Source organism: Actinomyces sp. HPA0247, from assembly GCA_000411415.1.
In the GTDB taxonomy this organism is placed as follows: Bacteria; Actinomycetota; Actinomycetes; order Actinomycetales; family Actinomycetaceae; genus Pauljensenia.
Window position 1 is genome coordinate 18,051 of the sequence record KE150451.1, and the last position, 16,968, is coordinate 35,018.

The 16,968-nt window shown below is 65.3% G+C and carries 15 protein-coding genes, 1 tRNA gene and 1 other RNA gene; 9 read left to right on the top strand and 8 right to left on the bottom strand.

Translation table 11 applies throughout. The features are described 5' to 3' along the window. The first annotated feature begins 97 nt into the window (after window positions 1-97). A complete protein-coding gene (gene ppgK, locus HMPREF1478_RS05210; RefSeq protein ID WP_016461036.1) occupies window positions 98-850 on the top strand; it encodes a polyphosphate--glucose phosphotransferase in 753 nt (250 codons plus the stop codon). A 51-nt stretch (window positions 851-901) separates the two neighbouring features. Here the strand turns inward: ppgK and rnpB are convergent. Further along, an RNA gene (gene rnpB, locus HMPREF1478_RS10120) (RNase P RNA component class A) lies at window positions 902-1,265 on the bottom strand. A gap of 52 nt (window positions 1,266-1,317) precedes the next feature. Between rnpB and HMPREF1478_RS05215 the strand changes: the two genes are divergently transcribed. Together HMPREF1478_RS05215 and HMPREF1478_RS05220 are read left to right on the top strand one after the other, a co-directional pair. Beyond that, window positions 1,318-2,130 carry a YaaA family protein gene (locus tag HMPREF1478_RS05215; RefSeq protein WP_016461037.1) on the top strand — a complete coding sequence of 271 codons (813 nt, stop codon included), beginning with the start codon at window positions 1,318-1,320 and terminating at the stop codon, window positions 2,128-2,130. A 79-nt stretch (window positions 2,131-2,209) separates the two neighbouring features. Beyond that, window positions 2,210-3,547 (top strand): alpha-L-fucosidase, encoded by a 1,338-nt coding sequence (locus HMPREF1478_RS05220; RefSeq protein WP_016461038.1) that lies wholly within the window; start codon window positions 2,210-2,212, stop codon window positions 3,545-3,547. Between the two features lie 3 nt (window positions 3,548-3,550). Here the strand turns inward: HMPREF1478_RS05220 and HMPREF1478_RS05225 are convergent, their stop codons facing one another. Both HMPREF1478_RS05225 and HMPREF1478_RS05230 read right to left on the bottom strand, forming a co-directional pair. After that, window positions 3,551-4,294 carry a zinc ribbon domain-containing protein gene (locus tag HMPREF1478_RS05225; RefSeq protein ID WP_016461039.1) on the bottom strand — a complete coding sequence of 248 codons (744 nt, stop codon included), beginning with the start codon at window positions 4,292-4,294 and terminating at the stop codon, window positions 3,551-3,553. Continuing rightward, window positions 4,291-5,205 (bottom strand): Nif3-like dinuclear metal center hexameric protein, encoded by a 915-nt coding sequence (locus HMPREF1478_RS05230; protein WP_016461040.1) that lies wholly within the window; start codon window positions 5,203-5,205, stop codon window positions 4,291-4,293. Before HMPREF1478_RS05230 ends, HMPREF1478_RS05225 begins: the two co-directional genes overlap by 4 nt. A gap of 60 nt (window positions 5,206-5,265) precedes the next feature. Here HMPREF1478_RS05230 and lipB point away from each other — a divergent pair, with 60 nt between their 5' ends. The 4 genes from lipB (at window position 5,266) to HMPREF1478_RS05250 (ending at window position 9,943) form a co-directional block, all read left to right on the top strand. Continuing rightward, window positions 5,266-5,943: a lipoyl(octanoyl) transferase LipB gene (lipB, locus tag HMPREF1478_RS05235; protein WP_016461041.1), complete on the top strand. Its 678-nt coding sequence runs from the start codon at window positions 5,266-5,268 to the stop codon at window positions 5,941-5,943. Next, window positions 5,940-7,007 (top strand): lipoyl synthase, encoded by a 1,068-nt coding sequence (gene lipA / locus HMPREF1478_RS05240; protein ID WP_051113419.1) that lies wholly within the window; start codon window positions 5,940-5,942, stop codon window positions 7,005-7,007. Before lipB ends, lipA begins: the two co-directional genes overlap by 4 nt. Then, window positions 7,004-8,488, top strand: a complete 1,485-nt coding sequence (locus HMPREF1478_RS05245) for a class I adenylate-forming enzyme family protein (RefSeq protein WP_016461043.1) — start codon at window positions 7,004-7,006, stop codon at window positions 8,486-8,488. Before lipA ends, HMPREF1478_RS05245 begins: the two co-directional genes overlap by 4 nt. Before the next feature lie 87 nt (window positions 8,489-8,575). Further along, entirely contained in the window at window positions 8,576-9,943 is a 1,368-nt protein-coding gene (locus HMPREF1478_RS05250) for an NAD(P)/FAD-dependent oxidoreductase (protein ID WP_016461044.1), read from the top strand. A gap of 72 nt (window positions 9,944-10,015) precedes the next feature. Here HMPREF1478_RS05250 and HMPREF1478_RS05255 read toward each other — a convergent pair. Continuing rightward, window positions 10,016-10,089, bottom strand: a tRNA-Val gene (locus HMPREF1478_RS05255). A 102-nt stretch (window positions 10,090-10,191) separates the two neighbouring features. After that, window positions 10,192-10,593 (bottom strand): DUF3052 domain-containing protein, encoded by a 402-nt coding sequence (locus HMPREF1478_RS05260; RefSeq protein ID WP_016461045.1) that lies wholly within the window; start codon window positions 10,591-10,593, stop codon window positions 10,192-10,194. A 324-nt stretch (window positions 10,594-10,917) separates the two neighbouring features. Here HMPREF1478_RS05260 and aceE point away from each other — a divergent pair, with 324 nt between their 5' ends. Together aceE and HMPREF1478_RS05270 are read left to right on the top strand one after the other, a co-directional pair. Beyond that, the gene (aceE, locus tag HMPREF1478_RS05265; RefSeq protein ID WP_016461046.1) at window positions 10,918-13,662 is read left to right on the top strand and encodes a pyruvate dehydrogenase (acetyl-transferring), homodimeric type; all 2,745 of its coding nucleotides are present in this window, start codon (window positions 10,918-10,920) and stop codon (window positions 13,660-13,662) included. Window positions 13,663-13,812: 150 nt separating this feature from the next. Continuing rightward, complete coding sequence (locus tag HMPREF1478_RS05270) at window positions 13,813-14,382, top strand: flavin reductase (protein WP_016461047.1); 570 nt, start codon at window positions 13,813-13,815, stop codon at window positions 14,380-14,382. 73 nt (window positions 14,383-14,455) lie between these two features. On the opposite strand, the gene aspA is transcribed toward HMPREF1478_RS05270, so the two are convergent. The 3 genes from aspA to HMPREF1478_RS05285 all read right to left on the bottom strand — a co-directional run bounded on the left by aspA (window position 14,456) and on the right by HMPREF1478_RS05285 (window position 16,878). Beyond that, complete coding sequence (aspA, locus tag HMPREF1478_RS05275; RefSeq protein ID WP_016461048.1) at window positions 14,456-15,868, bottom strand: aspartate ammonia-lyase; 1,413 nt, start codon at window positions 15,866-15,868, stop codon at window positions 14,456-14,458. A gap of 135 nt (window positions 15,869-16,003) precedes the next feature. Beyond that, the gene (locus HMPREF1478_RS05280; RefSeq protein ID WP_016461049.1) at window positions 16,004-16,375 is read right to left on the bottom strand and encodes a phosphopantetheine-binding protein; all 372 of its coding nucleotides are present in this window, start codon (window positions 16,373-16,375) and stop codon (window positions 16,004-16,006) included. Then, window positions 16,375-16,878: a DUF3145 domain-containing protein gene (locus HMPREF1478_RS05285; protein ID WP_016461050.1), complete on the bottom strand. Its 504-nt coding sequence runs from the start codon at window positions 16,876-16,878 to the stop codon at window positions 16,375-16,377. Before HMPREF1478_RS05285 ends, HMPREF1478_RS05280 begins: the two co-directional genes overlap by 1 nt. Window positions 16,879-16,968 lie beyond the last annotated feature (90 nt).

Here is a 16,968-nt window from a genome sequence, read left to right on the forward strand (position 1 = left end):
GCGGGCTTCGCTATTACTCGTGGTATCCCTTACAATTCACGTACGACGGGCTTCAGGGGCCCGTTGACAACAGGATTTCATTACCCGAGGAGGGGTCATGGCTCAGGTCGCATGCGGCATCGATATCGGCGGATCGGGCGTCAAGGGTGCGCTCGTCGATCTGGAAACCGGTGAATACATCGGCGAGCAGATTCGTATTCCTACCCCAGATCCCGCAACACCCGACGCTGTTGCCGCAGTGTGCCGCGAGGTCATCAACCAGCTCGACGTGAAGGTCGGCGTGCCGATCGGCGTCACCTTCCCTGCCCCCGTTTTTAACGGCGTGATCCCCTACATGGCGAACCTCGACCAGTCCTGGGTGAACGTTGATGTCGACGAGCTCATGGAGCGCTATCTCGGCCGCGCGGTCGTCGCACTCAATGACGCGGATGCCGCCGGTATCGCCGAGGTCGCCTACGGAGCCGCTAAGGGCCGCGATGGAGTCATCGTCTTCACCACTCAGGGTACCGGCATCGGCTCCGCCATCATCGTCAACGGCACCCTCCTGACCAATACCGAGCTCGGGCACTTGGAGATCGATGGTCACGACGCTGAAAAGATGGCTTCCTCCGGTCAAAAGACCCTCCAGGGCCTCAATTGGGAGCAGTGGGCACAGCGTCTCCAGCGCTACTACGGCCACGTTGAGTTCCTGCTCAACCCCGACCTGTTCGTGGTCGGCGGCGGCGTGTCTGAAAACCACGAGAAGTTCATGCCTCTCCTGGATCTGAAGACCCCGATGATTCCCGCGAAGCTCCTGAACACCGCTGGCATCGTCGGCGCCGCTTACTACGCGGCGAAGCACGGCGCCTGAGCATATAGCGCGTACACGCAGAAGGACCCCGACGCGAGTCGGGGTCCTTCTGGCATCTGTCGGCCTATACGCCGGGTTCTGTCACGCACGCCGTTGCCGAACGCGCGGTGGCGACCATCTATCTAGGACCGTCGTTACCGACGGCCTCCAGCAACCTACCCGCAGGCATCGGACGGGCCGCCCTGCCTGCTGCTCGGTCTTGCTCCGGGTGGGGTTTACCTAGCCGACGCGGTCGCCCGCGCCGCTGGTGAGCTCTTACCTCACCTTTTCACCCTTACCGACGCGTGTGCGCCGGTGGTTTGTTTTCTGTGGCACTGTCCCGCGGGTTACCCCGGGTGGCTGTTAGCCATCACCCTGCCCTGTGGAGCCCGGACGTTCCTCGAGCGTTTCCGCGCGCGGCCGCCCAGCCGACAGATCCGCATCGATCATAGCGCGCATGGCCGTGCCCCCGCGATAGGGTGGTCACCATGCTGATCTGGTTACCCCCGTCGGAGGGAAAGAACGCGCCCGCGCAAGGCCCGTCTCTCGATGTCAACGCGCTGTCCCGCCCCAGCCTTGCAACAAGCCGCCGCACCGTGTGCGAGACTCTCACTGCTCTCGGGGACGGTCCCGAAGCGGCTGCCGTCCTCAAGGTCGGCGCCAGGATCGATCTGTCCGTTAACACCGCGCTCACGTCCGCTCCCTGTGCCCCGGCCTCATCACTCTTTACCGGCGTGCTCTACGAGGCGATCGAGCAGTGCACGCCGGGCGCGTGGGCAAGCGCCGACGCGTCCCACATCTCGATTTTCTCGGGTCTCTTCGGGGTCCTCTCCCCCACTGATGTCATTCCCGACCACCGCCTCGCGATGGGCGTGTCGCTGCCCGAGCTGGGAGTTCTCTCGACCTGGTGGGCGCCGCGTCTTGACGAGGCTCTGGCCCCCGAGGCCGCCCAGCGCATCATTATCGACGGACGAAGTGGCCCCTATCGCGCAGCATGTAAGGCCCCGTGGGCACGTGTCTGGGAACTGCGCGTTGAGCGCGAAGCAAACGGCAAGCGCTCGGTGATCTCGCACGACGCGAAGCGGTGGCGCGGCGCGGTCACGGGCCTTCTCCTTGGGATGGGTGGCTACGGCGCCGAGGAAACGAAGGAGGCCGAGAAGGCCCTTGAAGAGGCCGCATACTCCCTGTCACTGAGTGATGCGAAGGGGAACGAACACCGCGTGACGGACGTTGAGTACGGCCCCGAAAAGTCGACCAAGAAGGGCGGATCGACACGCACAGTAACGTTGGTCACGCACTGAGCGGTAGGCTATTCTTTTTCCGGAACCTGCAGGGTGCAGGACCGGCCGATAAGTCGGCCATCAAGCGGAAACCATAGGCATGATCAACGAGGACTACCTGGCCAATATTCGGCCCACCCACCGTCAGCTCCAGTGGCAGAAGATGGAGATGTACGCCTTCATCCACTTCGGCATGAACACGATGACGGACCGCGAATGGGGCGAGGGCCATGAGGATCCAGCCCTGTTCAACCCGGAAAACGTCGACGTCGATCAGTGGATGCGCGCCCTCGTGAGCGCCGGGATGACCGGCGTGATTCTGACGTGCAAGCACCATGACGGCTTCTGCCTGTGGCCCTCGGCCTACACGAAGCACTCGGTCGCATCCTCGCCGTGGAAGGGCGGGCGCGGGGACCTCGTGCGCGAGGTGTCGGACGCGGCTGCGCGCCACGGCCTCAAGTTCGGCATCTACCTCTCCCCCTGGGACATGACCGAGCCGACGTACGGCCAGGGCGAGGCGTACAACGACTTCTACATCAACCAGCTCATCGAGCTGCTCACCCACTACGGCCCGGTATTTTCCGTTTGGCTGGACGGCGCGTGCGGCGAAGGTCCCAACGGCAAGGTCCAGGTCTACGACTGGCAACGCATCTACGATACGGTCCGCGCCCTGGCGCCCGAGGCCGTGATCTCCGTGTGCGGCCCGGACGTGCGCTGGTGCGGCAACGAGGCAGGATCGGTACGAGCCAACGAATGGTCGGTGGTCCCCGCTTCACTGCGCGAGGCAGAACGCACCGCAGAGAAATCACAGAAGGCCGACGACGGCGAGTTCTCCCGTCAGGTGGCCTCCGGCGATGAGGACCTCGGCTCGCGCGAGGCCTTGGCTGACTACTGCGGCCCCCTCGCCTGGTACCCCGCCGAGGTCAACACCTCGACGCGCAAGGGATGGTTCCACCACGACGCCGAAGACTCCCAGGTGCGCAGCGTCGACGAACTGTTCTCGATCTGGAAGGGCTCGGTCGGCGGCAACGCAACATTCTTGTTGAATGTTCCCCCGAACCGCCACGGCCTCCTCGCCGATGCCGACGTCGAGGTTCTCGCGCGCCTCGGTGACAAGATCGCCGACTTCCGCTCGCGCCGCATCGACGCCTCCCGCGAGGACGACAACAACGACGTCACGCTGCGCTTCGACGCACCGCGTAGCGTTGGCGCCATCGTCCTTGAGGAGGACATCGCCCAGGGGCAGCGCATCGACGAGGCCGTGGTGACCTCGTCAATGAATGGCGAGGAAAACCGAGAGATCGCTCGCGTGCACTGCGTGGGCTACCGACGCATCATCACCCTGGAGACGCCCGTGACCGCCACCCAGGTCCGGGTGACGGTCACGAAGAGCAGGCAGGGCTTTTATCTGGCGGACGCCTACGCGGTTCGCGCCTAGGCATCAGCGCGGCGTGTTCGCAGCGGTCCGTACGACGATCTGAGAGGTGTCTTCGGTCAGGTAGAGCTCGTCAGCGGGCGTCAGGCGGATACGCTCGAGTTCCATCGGGCTCAGGTCAGCGGCGACGCCAATGCCGTAGCCGTCTCGTACCTCGATAACCGCGAGAGCACCGTTACGTCGGCGCGCATCCTCGTACTCCTCGACGAGGTCCGCGGGCAGGCGGTCGGCAAGCTCGCGTCGGGCGGCGATGACGCGGCGCAGTTCGTCGTCTGCATCGGCGACATCAGCCTCGAACTGAGCCTTCAGCGCCTCGATGTCGGCGGCAATGGCCTGAGCCTCGGCCTTCATCTTGTCCTGTACGGCCCGAGCAGCCTCGACACGTTCCTCGGCCTCCACCTGATCATCCTCGAGTTTGGCGAGGCGACGATCCATTTGAGCGATCTCATGCTCCATCAGCGAGATATCGCGCAGGGGCACCTGGTTGTTGTCGATACGTGCCTGCTGGCGCTTGCGGCGCTCAGAGACTTTCGCGATCTCCTCTTCGATGCGCGTCACCTCGCGGGTGGTGTCCGCGATGACCGCGTTCTGGCTGATGGCGGCCCGCTGCAGGTCGGCGACGCGACCGGCGAACTCGCGAACCGTCGCGTGCGCGGGGTGAGAATCGCGCTTGTGGCGCAGCGCCGACTCCTTCTGGTCGAGCTTCTGGAGCTCGAGGAGCTCGAGCTGGTCGGTGTGCGATGCTTTCACGCTAGTTCTCCCTGGGTGACTCGGTGACTGGTCCATGGCTCGGTGACAATCGTAGAGACTTCCACGCGAAGTTCCACATCGGCGGCGCTGGCGGCCTCGCGAAGCTTGCGTGCGAGGACGGGCAGCCACGGTGACTCCGTCGCCCAGTGCGATCCGCACAGCAACGCGGGGGCACCGCCCTCCAAGTGCTCTGATGCCGGGTGGTGACGAAGATCCGCCGTGAGGTAGACGTCTACTCCAGCAGCCCGGGCGCTCTCAAGCGCGCTATCGCCTGCACCGCCCAGCACGGCCACGCGACGCACCGGAGCCGCCTCGTCTCCACCGACGAACAGGCCGGAGGGACCTGCGGGCAGCACGGATGCGACATGGTCGGCGAAGGCGCCAAGCGTCATCTCCGCAACGCTGCCGACGCGTCCCAGGCCGATCTCGCGTCCCTCGGCGTCAGTGCCACGTGGCTCCAACGGGACGGTATCGCGCAGACCGATGAGATCGGCGAGCGCCGTCGCGACACCGTCACAGGCCACGTCAGCGTTGGTATGCGCATTGAACAGGGCGATACCAGAGCGAATGAGAGCCGTGACGACAGCGCCCTTCGGGTCGGTCACAGGCAGGAAGGAGGCGCCGCGCAGGAGCAACGGGTGGTGGGTGATCACCATGTCGTAGGAGTTCCCATCGCCGCTTGGACCAGCCACGGCCTGGTCGGCGATGGCAGCGGTGGGATCGAGGGCCAGGAGGATCGAACGCACGGGCGCGTCCGGGTCTCCGACGATGAGCCCGACGCTATCCCACGACTGGGCCGTCGCCGCCGGATACCAGGATTCCATGAGGGCCATGACGTCGCGGACGGTCCAGGTGGTGGCGGGTGCACCGACCGGGATATAGGGGGTGCTGAAATGAGACGAAGACTGCATGCGCCAAGCATACCGGACCCCCATCTAGCAAGGGACCCTGCCCGCGACTATGATCACAACGTGCAGATTTTGAATCTCCTCGACCAGGGGCTGGTCGATTACACGCAGGTTGATGCGCTTCAGCGCTCCCTGCACGAGGAAGTCCTCGCCGGCGGCGAGGACACGCTCATCGTTTCTCAATTCACCCCGACGTGGACGGCCGGTCGTCACACGAAGCCGCAGGATATTCCCTCGACGACGATCCCCATCATCCGCACGGACCGCGCGGGATCGGCCACATGGCACGGCCCCGGACAGGTCGTCGTCTACCCCGTTGTTCGGCTGCGCGAGCCCGTCGATCTCGTCCAGTGGATCCGCGCCGTCGAGGCCTCGGTCATCGACACCGTGCGCGAGGTCTGGGACCTACCGGTGCACCGCGTCGAGGGACGCGCGGGCGTGTGGCTCACCGAAGAGGGACGCCGCGACCGCAAGATCTGCGCGATTGGTTTGAAGGTCGCGCGTGGAGCGACGCTGCACGGCATCGCCCTCAACGTCGACATCGACCCTGCACATGCTTTCGAAGGCATCATCCCGTGCGGCCTCACCGACGCTGACGTGACCTCCCTGTCGTGGGAGGGCGTCCACACGACGGTGGCCGACGCCGCCGCCGAACTTCTCCCGCGCATGGTGGAGCACATCTCCCCGTGCCTGGCGACCACTCCCACTTCCGTTTCCTATACGACGAGGTCAACGCTATGAGTACCCTGCCCGATCCCGAAGGACGCAAGCTCCTGCGCATCGAGGTGCGTAACTCGCAAACTCCGATCGAAAAGAAGCCCGAGTGGATTCGCACGACCGCCAAGGCCGGCGAGAACTACCAGGACATGCGTTCGCTGTCACACGCCAAGGGGCTGCACACGGTGTGCGCAGAGGCCGGCTGCCCCAACATCTACGAATGCTGGCAGGACCGCGAGGCGACGTTCCTCCTCGGCGGTGCCCTGTGCACGCGTCGCTGCGACTTTTGCGACATCGCGACGGGTCGCCCCACCGAGTACGACAAGGATGAGCCGCGCCGTATTGCTGAGTCCGTGCGCGACCTCGACCTGCGCTACGTGACGATCACGGGCGTCACCCGCGACGATCTGCCCGACGGCGCTGCATGGCTCTACGCCGAAACGTGCCGTCTCATCCACGAGCTCAACCCGGGGACGGGCGTGGAACTCCTCGTCGATGACTTCCGCGGACAGGCCGAGTCGATTGACATGGTGATCGAGGCCGGCCCGCAGGTCTTCGCGCACAACCTGGAAACGGTGCCGCGCATCTTCAAGAAGATCCGCCCCGCCTTCAACTACGATCGCTCCCTCGCGATGATCAAGCGCGCCCACGACGGCGGCATGGTCACCAAGTCGAACCTGATTCTGGGCATGGGCGAGACACGCGAGGAGATCAGCGCGGCTATGCGCGACCTGCACGAGTCGGGCTGCGACCTGCTGACCCTCACGCAGTACCTGCGTCCCTCTCCCCTGCACCACCCGATCGACCGCTGGGTCCACCCCGAGGAGTTCGTCGAGCTGGCAGCGGAAGCCGAGGAGCTGGGCTTCGCGGGCGTCATGGCCGGCCCCCTCGTGCGCTCCTCCTACCGTGCGGGCCTGCTGTGGGCCAAGGGCATGCGCGCCCGCGGCTTCGAGATCCCCGAGCAGCTGCGCCACATCGCCAACTCCGGGTCGACGCTGCAGGAGGCCGGTTCGGTCCTGGCGCGCCTCAAGGAGCGCTCGGAGCGTCACGCGGCGATGGCCGCCGCGAAGGCCGCCTCGGCCTCGTGACCCCGGATTATTCTCCCGCGCGGGCGCTCCTGGCCTCCGCGCGTCGGCACCCCGACCGCCGCTCCTTGGTCGACGCCGTGACGGGCGAGGAGTGGAGCGTGGGCGAGGCAGCAGCAACAGTTGCTCGCCTCGCCGCCGCTTTCGACTCGGCTGGTATCGGCGAGGGGACACGCATCGCGGTCATCGGCGCGAACTCGCCGTGGCACTACATTGTCCATGTGGCGGCCTCGTGGCTGGGTGCGGTGACGGTTCCGCTGTCGCCACGCATGCCCTCCTCGGCGCTCGCTTCGATGTGCGCGCAGGTGGGCGTCTCGTGGGTGTTCCTTGACGAGGCCTCCCGCACTCACGCTCGCGCGCTGTCCGACGCGGGCGCGCAGGTCGCGTCGTTTGCGGATCTGTCGGCGTGGGCGGATCGCGCTACCCCCATCGGGCACGCTCCCGCACGCTGCGGGACCGAGCTCGCCGCCATCTTGTTTACCTCGGGGTCCACGGGCACTCCACGCCCTGTCGAGCTCACCCACGAGGTCATGTGGTGGGGATCGACGAACTTCCGGGAGGGTTTCGACTATGCGCCGACGTCATCGGTGGTTGGCGTGTGCGCGCCTGCCAGCCACATCGGCGGATTTAACGGAACCTCGATGGACGTGTGGACGCACGGCGGCACGCTGGTCACGCTCGGCTTCCCAGGTTCTTTCGATGCTCGCGGCGTCATTGACGCGATCGAGCGCTACGGGATCACCATGATGTTTGCCGTGCCCGCGATTGTCCGCGCTATCCTCGACGAGCACGAGCGCGGCGGCGGTGACCTGTCGCCGTGGGTGCGTCCCCTCATCGGCGGCGACGCGATGACGGCGGACCTCGCGGACGCGATGCGTACAGCCGGCCTGTCCCCCATCCACGTGTGGGGCATGACCGAGACCTCCGGCGCGGGAACTGTCGCCACCCCAGATTCTGGCGCGCCCGCCGGATCGCTCGGGGTTCCCTTCCCCTACGTAGACCTGCGCGTCATGACCAGCGACGAGCGCGAAGCCGGGGTCGGCGAGCTGGGTGAAATCTGGGTGCGAGGCCCCGGCGTCGTGAGCGGCGAGGAGTGGCTGCATACGGGCGATCTTGCAACGAAAGACGAGGACGGCTGGCTGCACATGGTGGGACGCGCCCACCGCATGATCAACACGGCTGGAGAGCTCGTCGCTCCCCCGACGGTCGAGCGGGCTCTACGCTCGCTGGACGTGGTCTCGGATGCGCTTGTCGTGGGGCTGCCGGATGAGCGCTGGGGGCAGATCGTCGCGGCGCTTGTCGTCGCCTCTCCCGAGGGCCGCGCCCAGGCCTCGTCGATGAGCATCGAAGCACTCTCCGAGGCCCTCACCGATGCCCTCGCACCCTGGGAGAAGGTTCGTCGCGTGCTGGTCGTGGACTCGCTGCCGACGACGACCACGGGCAAGCCGGATCCGGTCGCGGCGGCCCGCCTATTCGACTCGTAAGAACGGCGGCTTAGGTGCGCCTGACCTCACAATGCACGCGCACCATAATTATGTAAGATTAGCCTTGCTTAATTGAAGGAGAGTCTTATGTCCCGCCACCGCATTGTCATCATCGGTTCCGGTTTCGCAGGCCTGAGCGCCGCTCGTCGACTCAAGAACGCCGACGCCGACATCACCATCTTGGCCCGCACCTCGCACCACCTCTTCCAGCCGCTGCTGTACCAGGTGGCCACGGGCATCCTCTCCGAGGGCGACATCGCCCCCACCACGCGCGAAATTCTGCGCGGCCAGAAGAACGTCACCGTCCTGCAGGCCCTCGTCGAGGAAATCGACGTCGAGGCGCGCGTCGTCAAGTGGCGCAACCACAACAAGTACGAGCAGACCGAATACGACACGCTGATCGTGGCGGCGGGCGCGGGCCAGTCCTACTTCGGCAACGATCACTTCGCGGTCTTCGCCCCCGGCATGAAGACCATCGACGACGCCCTCGAGCTGCGCGCGCGCATTTTCGGCGCGTTTGAGCTGGCCGAGATTGAGACCGACCCGACTGCGGTCGACAAGCTCCTGGCCTTCGTCGTCGTGGGCGCGGGCCCAACCGGCGTCGAGATGGCTGGACAGATCCGCGAGCTCGCCTCTCACACACTCAAGGGCGAGTTCCGCAACATCGACCCGACCAAGGCGCGCGTCATCCTGGTGGACGGCGCGGAGCATCCTCTCCCCCCGTTCGGCGAGGAACTCGGCCTCAAGACCGAAGAGGCCCTCGCCAAGCTTGGCGTCGAGATGAAGATGAACGCCTTCGTCACCGGCGTGGACTCCGAGGGCGTCACCCTCAAGTACAAGTCCGGGGAAGAGGAGCGGATCGAATCCGTGTGCAAGGTGTGGGCTGCGGGCGTGTCCGCTAGCCCGCTGGGCCGCGCGCTGGGCGAGGCCACGGGCGCCGAGGTGGACCGGGCGGGGCGCGTCACCGTCAACAAGGACCTGACCTTGCCCGGGCACCCCGAGATCTTCGTACTCGGCGACATGATGGCCTTCCCGGGCGTCCCCGGCGTCGCACAGGGCGCGATCCAGTCCGCCCGCTTCGCGGCCGACATGATCGCCGCGCGCCTGGCTGGCCGCACGCCGAAGGCGACGGAATTCTCCTACCACGACAAGGGGTCGATGGCGACGATTGCGCGCTTCCAGGCGGTCGTGAAGATGGGGAACACGAAGCTCACGGGTTTCGTCGCGTGGGTTGCCTGGTGTTTCCTGCACCTGCTCTACATCGTCGGCTTCAAGTCGCAGGTGGGCACCCTGGTGAACTGGTTCTTCAGCTTCCTGTCCGGCGCCCGTTCGCAGCGCACGACGACGAATCAGCAGATGGTGGCCCGCCTCGCTATGGAGCAGCTGGGGGCTGGCGCGTCCGGCAAGCTCGTCGCGGGCGAGGACGTCGTCGAGGAGCGCGCGCAGGAAGACTGACGCGCGTCGCGCGTACTGCTCCAAGCAAACGCTGAGGGGCCGGAAGCTGTCGCTTCCGGCCCCTGCCTTTTGTGGGCCCTACCGGGCTCGAACCGATGACCTTCTGGGTGTAAACCAGATGCTCTAGCCAACTGAGCTAAAGGCCCCACGCACGCGCCAATCTACCAGAAGAGGCACGCACGGTCACATCCGAAGCCGAGCGACACAGCACAGAAGAGCGGTGCCCCGCCCCGGCCTCGTCGATGAAACTAGCGGCGCGACCGGGGACGCGCGGTCAGGCGCACACCCGCCCAGTTCTGCCCCAGCGCCGTCGACGTCGTCGCATGTAGGCCCGCGATCTCCGCGGCCTCCTCCACGTCACCAACCCGCACAGAATTCGGCCGACCCGGCTTAGGAATCAGCACCCAAATCAGCCCACCATCGTCCAGGTTCGACATCGCATCCACGAGCACATCCGCGAGGTCCTCTTCCTCGGCGTCGTCCGCGCGCCACCAAACGATCGCGCCATCCACGACGTCTGCGTAATCGACGTCCACGAGCGGATGCCCCGTCTCCCCTTCAACAGCATCGCGCACCGCCTGATCAACGTCGTCATCGACGTAGAACTCCTGCACGATCGCATCGGACGAAAAACCCAGGCTCACTGCCATCACGCAGCACCGCCCATCAACGAGCTGGCGCTCAGTGTCATATCAACGTTCACGCCTTCATCCTAGGGCATTGGAGCTACTGGAATGCAAGGGATAGACAACCATAAAACACGGTAACAACGTCTCCCCCGCCTGAGCTGGGAATTTATGCGGCACAGACGATCGATACCCCCGGTGATACGCACCTCATAGTCGATACGCGAGGCAAACACTCGCAAAGGATCCCCAATAGTGGGACAATAGTCCCGATATGCGCGATGTCGCCCGAGGACATCGCCCACGCACGCTGCGCGAGCAGCACCGAGTCAAGCGAGAAGGTACACCGTGAGCCAACTCCACGAGTCCCACCCCGTCGTCAACGGCCTGATCCCTCAGGTTCCCGACAACGACCCCCAGGAGACCGCCGAATGGGTTGAGTCCCTGTCCGGGCTCATCAACGAAAAGGGCGGCCCCCGTGCACGCTACATCCTGCTGCACATGCTGGACGAGGCGCGCCGCAACGGCGTTCAACTCCCCCAGGAGTACACGACCCCCTACGTCAACACCATTCCCGTTGACCAGGAGCCTTACTTCCCCGGCGACGAAGCCATGGAGCGCGAATACCGCCGTTGGATCCGCTGGAACGCCGCCGTCCAGGTGACGCGCGCTCAGCGCCCCGGCGTCAAGGTCGGCGGACACATCTCGTCCTACGCATCGGTTGCCACCCTCTACGAGGTCGGCCTCAACCACTTCTTCCGCGGCAAGGACCACCCCGGCGGCGGCGACCACGTGTTCTTCCAGGGACACGCCTCCCCCGGCCCCTACGCTCGCGCATTCCTCGAAGGTCGCCTCTCCGAAGAGGAGATGGACGGCTTCCGTCAGCAGGTCTCGACCAAGCACGGCCTGCCCTCGTACCCGCACCCGCGCCAGCTCGAGCGCTTCTGGGAGTTTCCCACGGTCTCGCTCGGCCTGGGTCCCGCCGAGGCCATCTACCAGGCCTGGTTCGACCGCTACCTCTTCATGAACGGCATCAAGGACACCTCGCAGCAGCACACGTGGGCCTTCATCGGCGACGGTGAGATGGACGAACCCGAATCCCGCGGCATGCTCCAGCTCGCCGCCCAGCAGCGCCTGGACAACCTGACCTTCGTCATCAACTGCAACCTGCAGCGTCTCGACGGCCCGGTGCGTGGTAACGGCAAGATTATCCAGGAGCTTGAGGCCTTCTTCAAGGGCGCGGGCTGGAACGTCATCAAGGTGATCTGGGGCCGCGGCTGGGACCAGCTGCTCGCCGCCGACAAGGACGACGCCCTCGTCCACGTCATGAACGAGACCCTGGACGGCGACTACCAGACCTTCCGCGCGAACGACGGGGCCTACGTGCGTGAACACTTCTTTGGCCGCGACCCGCGCACCAAGGAAATGGTCAAGAACTGGACGGACGAGCAGCTCTGGGAGCTCAAGCGCGGTGGCCACGACTACCGCAAGGTCTACGCAGCCTACAAGGCAGCCATGGACCACACCGGCCAGCCGACCGTCGTCCTCGCGCACACGATTAAGGGCTACGCCCTCGGCTCGCACTTCGCCGGCCGTAACTCGACGCACCAGATGAAGAAGCTGACCCTCGAGGACGCCAAGCAGCTGCGCGATCGCCTCCAGATCCCGATCACGGACGAGGAACTCGAGCGCGATCCCTACATGCCGCCGTACTACATGCCGCCGGCCGATCACCCGGCCCTGCAGTACATGAAGGAGCGCCGCGAGATCCTCGGCGGTTGGGTGCCCGAGCGCCGCGCCGACCGCCAGCCCAAGCTCCCCGAGCTGCCCACCCGCCCCTTCGAGGCGCTCTCGAAGGGCTCCGGCAAGCTTGAGGTCGCCACGACCATGGCCCTCGTGCGCCTGTTCAAGGACCTCATCAAGGACAAGCAGGTCGGCAAGTACTTCGTGCCGATCATCCCCGACGAGGCTCGCACCTTCGGTCTGGACGCGATCTTCCCGTCGGCGAAGATCTTCAACACGACCGGCCAGTCGTACACGCCCGTGGATGCGGACATGATGCTGTCCTACCGCGAGTCCGAGCGCGGCCAGATCATGCACACGGGCATCACCGAGGCCGGCTCGGCCGCCGCCTTCCAGGTCGTCGGCACGGCATACGCTACGCACGACCTGCCGATGGTGCCGATCTACATCTTCTACTCGATGTTCGGCTTCCAGCGTACGGGCGACCAGTTCTGGGCGGCGGGTGACCAGATGACGAAGGGCTTTGTTATCGGCGCCACCGCGGGCCGTACGACGCTTGCGGGCGAGGGTCTGCAGCACATGGACGGCCACTCGCAGGTCCTGGCGGCGACGAACCACGCGTTCGTGTCTTACGACCCGGCGTACGCGTACGAAATCCGCTACATCATGGCGGATGGCCTGCAGCGCATGTACGGCGACGCGGATGGCCGCGATCCGAACGTCATGTACTACATCACCGTGTACAACGAGCCGATCCGTCAGCCCGCCGAGCCGGAGAACGTGGACGTCGAGGGCATCATCAAGGGCATCTACAACGTCGATGAGCACCAGAACTTCGGTGGCCCCAAGGCTCAGCTGCTCGCCTCTGGTGTCGGCGTGCCATGGGCGCGCGAGGCTCGCGAGCTGCTGGCTCGCGACTGGGGCGTGGACGCCGCCGTGTGGTCCGTGACCTCGTGGAACGAGCTGCGCCGCGACGGGCTGGATGCCGAGGAGCACAACTTCTTGCACCCGTCCGCACCGCGCCGCACCCCCTACGTGTCGACAAAGCTCGCGGGTCGCGAGGGTCCGTTCGTGGCCTCCTCCGACTTTGACCGCATGCTGCCTGACCAGATCCGTCAGTGGGTCCCGGGCGACTACCACGTGCTCGGTGCGGATGGCTTCGGCTTCTCCGACACCCGCCGCGCTGCTCGCCGCTGGTTCCACATCGACGCGGAGTCGATGGTCGTGCGCACGCTGGCCGCCCTCGCCGAGAAGGGCCAGGTCGACCCGTCGATCGTCCAGCAGGCGATCGACAAGTACGAGCTCTTCAACTACGCGATCCAGGGCAATGATCACGCTGGCGAGGAGTGATCGTCGCTAGGCCCGCGCTCCTCCATCGCGGCGCCCAGCGGTCATGAAGACGAGGCCGGGGATCCCCACGCGGGGTTCCCGGCCTCCTCTCATTCCCCGACAGGTGGGATACCTCCTGCCCTCCTGAAGCCCGCGGCGCACAATGGATGCATGCACGTTCCTTACGAGACCGAAAAGTTCTACTACGGCTTTCCCGTCTACATCCTGGCCTACCCCGACGACGCTGTCGGCGTCGGAATCACGACGGGGTCTTCCTCGTACTCACTGGGACAGATGGTCATGATCGGCTGCGATTCGACGACACACGCGGCACGCTCGATCAAGCGCTCAGGCGTGTGCTCACTGAACCTCTTCGGGCCCGAGGCCATGGGCCTCTTCGAGTATGCGGGTACCGTCTCTGGTGGGAATAAGCTTGGCGATGCCCACGTCGCATCGAGCGACTATGACGGCGTCCCCGTCCTCGACGACTCCCAGATGAGCCTCGTTTGCCGCGTCCTTGAGGCCACGGAGGACGGGACCTACACGCACTTCCGCTGCGAGATTACCCAGCGCCTGGTGGCCCCCTCACTCATCGACGAGCAGGGTCGTTTCCGCTACGAGGATCTGCAGACCGTCGAATACGTCGGAGACGCGCGCAGGCGCATCTACCGCTACTTCTCGGACCGTGTGGAGCGTTTCGGTACCTTCGTGCGTTCGTTTAAGGAATCACTCCTCCCCTAGCGCCGTCACGTACCAACAACAAAGGCCGGGGACCCACGCAGGATCCCCGGCCTCGTCTGTACGTAGAGGCTACTCAGCTCTCGTCAGTACCCGCGTACTTCGGGTGCGCGAGGTTTTCGGGCGAGAGAATGCGCTCGACCTCTTCCTCCGAGAGGAGCTCCATCTCGTGGATGACCTCGCGGACGGTCTTACCCTCGGCAGCGGCACGCTTACCGACGACGTCGCCCAGGTGGTGACCGATCACGTCATTGAAGTAGGTGACGATACCGATGGAGTTCTCGACGTAGTGGCGGCACACGTCGGGGTTCGCCGTGATGCCGGTGACGCAGCGCTCACGCAGCGTGTCGCACGCATTCACGAGCAGGTTGATCGACTCGATGAGCGCCTGGGCGATGACGGGCTCCATGACGTTGAGCTGGAGCTGGCCAGCCTCGGCCGCCATGGTCACGGTCTGATCGTTGCCGATCACCTTGAAGCAGACCTGGTTGACGACCTCGGGGATAACCGGGTTGACCTTGGCGGGCATGATCGACGAGCCCGCGGCCATCTTCGGAAGGTTGATCTCGTTGAGGCCAGCGCGAGGGCCGGAAGCCAGCAGACGCAGATCGTTGCAGACCTTCGACAGCTTGACGGCGCTGCGCTTGATGGTCGCGTGCATGGAGACATAGGCGCCGGTATCAGAGGTGGCTTCGAGGAGATCGGGAGAGCCGACAACGCGCGCACCCGTGATGCGACGCAGGTGGCGCACGACGACCTGCTGGTAGCCATCGGGCGTGTTCAGACCGGTACCGATAGCGGTCGCGCCCAGGTTCGTCTCGAGGAGCAGCTCGGCGTTGTTCACGAGGCGCTCATCCTCCTCGCGGAGCGTGTGCGCGAAGGCCGAGAACTCGCTGCCCAGCGACATCGGGACAGCGTCCTGCAGCTGCGTGCGCCCCATCGTCAGGATGTGGCGGAACTCGGCGCCCTTCTCATCGAAAGCATCGGCCAGCTCATCGATGGCCTTGCGCAGGCGATTCACCTTACGCCACAGCGCAATACGGAAAGCCGTCGGGTAAGCATCGTTCGTCGACTGCGAGCGGTTGACGTGGTCATTGGGGTTGATGATGTCGTAGCGGCCCTTGTCCTCACCGAGGATCTCCAGGGCCAGGTTCGCGATGACCTCATTCGCGTTCATGTTGACGGAGGTGCCAGCACCGCCCTGGAACTGGTCGACGGGGAACTGGTCCATGCAGCGGCCGTTTTCGATGATCTCGTCGCACGCGGCGATGATCGCCTCGGCCTTTGACGGCTTCATCGCCTTGAGCTGCATGTTCGCCATCGCGCACGCCTTCTTCACCTGGGCGAAAGCGCGGATCAGCTCGGGCGCCTCATTGATCGTGCGACCCGAGATCTGATAGTTCTCGATGGCGCGCAACGTATGAATGCCCCAGTACGCGTCGTCGGGTACTTCGCGGGTGCCAAGCAGATCTTCTTCGGTGCGGGTCAACGTTGTTCCTTCCGTCTGTTCTCCGGCCGGTTCTTTCCAACCGATGCGCCTCCATGGTAGGCCCTGCAGGCCCGAAATTCCGGCACTTTACAAACGTTGGAGAAGTCGTTGAGACTCCCGTAATACGCTCTTTCGCTAGTGATTGGACACGGCGTCAGTAACCGCGTCAAGCAGGTCGGCCAGCGTCACCCATTCCTCGACCGCAGCGTCCGTGAGCGTCACCTTGGCCTCGCGCTCGACGCGCGCGACGACGGCGTAGAGGGAGACGTCGTCCATGTCGAGGTCGCCACGCAACGTGAGCTCCCCGCGAGCGTCGGCGGGGTCAAGCTCCACCTCGTCGAGCACCGCCTCCATCGCAGCCTCGCGGGCGCGGTCCTGCGCGGTGTCAACCCTGCTCTCGGACAAGGCCGGGGCCGCGCCGGGCGCGTCGTCAGACGCATCGGGATCGACCAGCTGCGCTAAGCCTGCGCGCAGCTGGTCACCGAGCAGATCGGCGATTGAACCCATCAGCCGACCCGGTTGTTCAGCCAGCGCACAGGGGCGCCGGCACCCGCATGGCGGAAGGACTCAAGCTCGTCATCCCACGCCTGGCCGAGGGCTAGATCGAGGCCCTCGCGGAGCTCCTCGTACGTGGTCGCAGACTCCAGGGCCGAGCGAATACGATCCTCGGGCACGACGACGTTGCCGACCGTGTCCATCTGCGAGTGGAAAATACCCAGGGAAGGCGTGTGACACCAGCGTCCGCCGTCGCTCGAGGCGGTAGCCTCCTCCGTCACCTCGTAGCGCAGGTGCTCCCAACCGCGCAGAGCGGACGCCAAGCGGGCGCCCGAGCCAACCGGTCCGACCCACGAGAACTCGCAGCGAACCATGCCCGGCGCCGCCTCTTGATCCGACCACTGGAGGTGGACCTCCTGGCCGAGCGCGGTGCCCAGTGCCCACTCGATGTGCGGGCACAGAGCGGGCGGTGTTGAGTGCACGAAAAGTACACCGCGGGTGTATGACCCTCTCATTGTTCCTCCTGTTGGCTTTGTCAGGATCGTCTTCCCCTACGCCCTAAACTGCCGAGAGTCGCAATGATCTGCGCCTTAACGACGCACACG

What these genes read in the sequence shown, in the direction of transcription:
- ppgK (WP_016461036.1), top strand. Translation starts at nt 98, where the DNA reads ATGGCTCAGGTCGCATGCGGCATCGATATCGGCGGATCGGGCGTCAAG.
- HMPREF1478_RS05215 (WP_016461037.1), top strand. Translation starts at nt 1,318, where the DNA reads ATGCTGATCTGGTTACCCCCGTCGGAGGGAAAGAACGCGCCCGCGCAA.
- HMPREF1478_RS05220 (WP_016461038.1), top strand. Translation starts at nt 2,210, where the DNA reads ATGATCAACGAGGACTACCTGGCCAATATTCGGCCCACCCACCGTCAG.
- HMPREF1478_RS05230 (WP_016461040.1), bottom strand. Translation starts at nt 5,205, where the DNA reads ATGCAGTCTTCGTCTCATTTCAGCACCCCCTATATCCCGGTCGGTGCA.
- lipA (WP_051113419.1), top strand. Translation starts at nt 5,940, where the DNA reads ATGAGTACCCTGCCCGATCCCGAAGGACGCAAGCTCCTGCGCATCGAG.
- HMPREF1478_RS05250 (WP_016461044.1), top strand. Translation starts at nt 8,576, where the DNA reads ATGTCCCGCCACCGCATTGTCATCATCGGTTCCGGTTTCGCAGGCCTG.
- HMPREF1478_RS05260 (WP_016461045.1), bottom strand. Translation starts at nt 10,593, where the DNA reads ATGGCAGTGAGCCTGGGTTTTTCGTCCGATGCGATCGTGCAGGAGTTC.
- HMPREF1478_RS05270 (WP_016461047.1), top strand. Translation starts at nt 13,813, where the DNA reads ATGCACGTTCCTTACGAGACCGAAAAGTTCTACTACGGCTTTCCCGTC.
- HMPREF1478_RS05280 (WP_016461049.1), bottom strand. Translation starts at nt 16,375, where the DNA reads ATGGGTTCAATCGCCGATCTGCTCGGTGACCAGCTGCGCGCAGGCTTA.
- HMPREF1478_RS05285 (WP_016461050.1), bottom strand. Translation starts at nt 16,878, where the DNA reads ATGAGAGGGTCATACACCCGCGGTGTACTTTTCGTGCACTCAACACCG.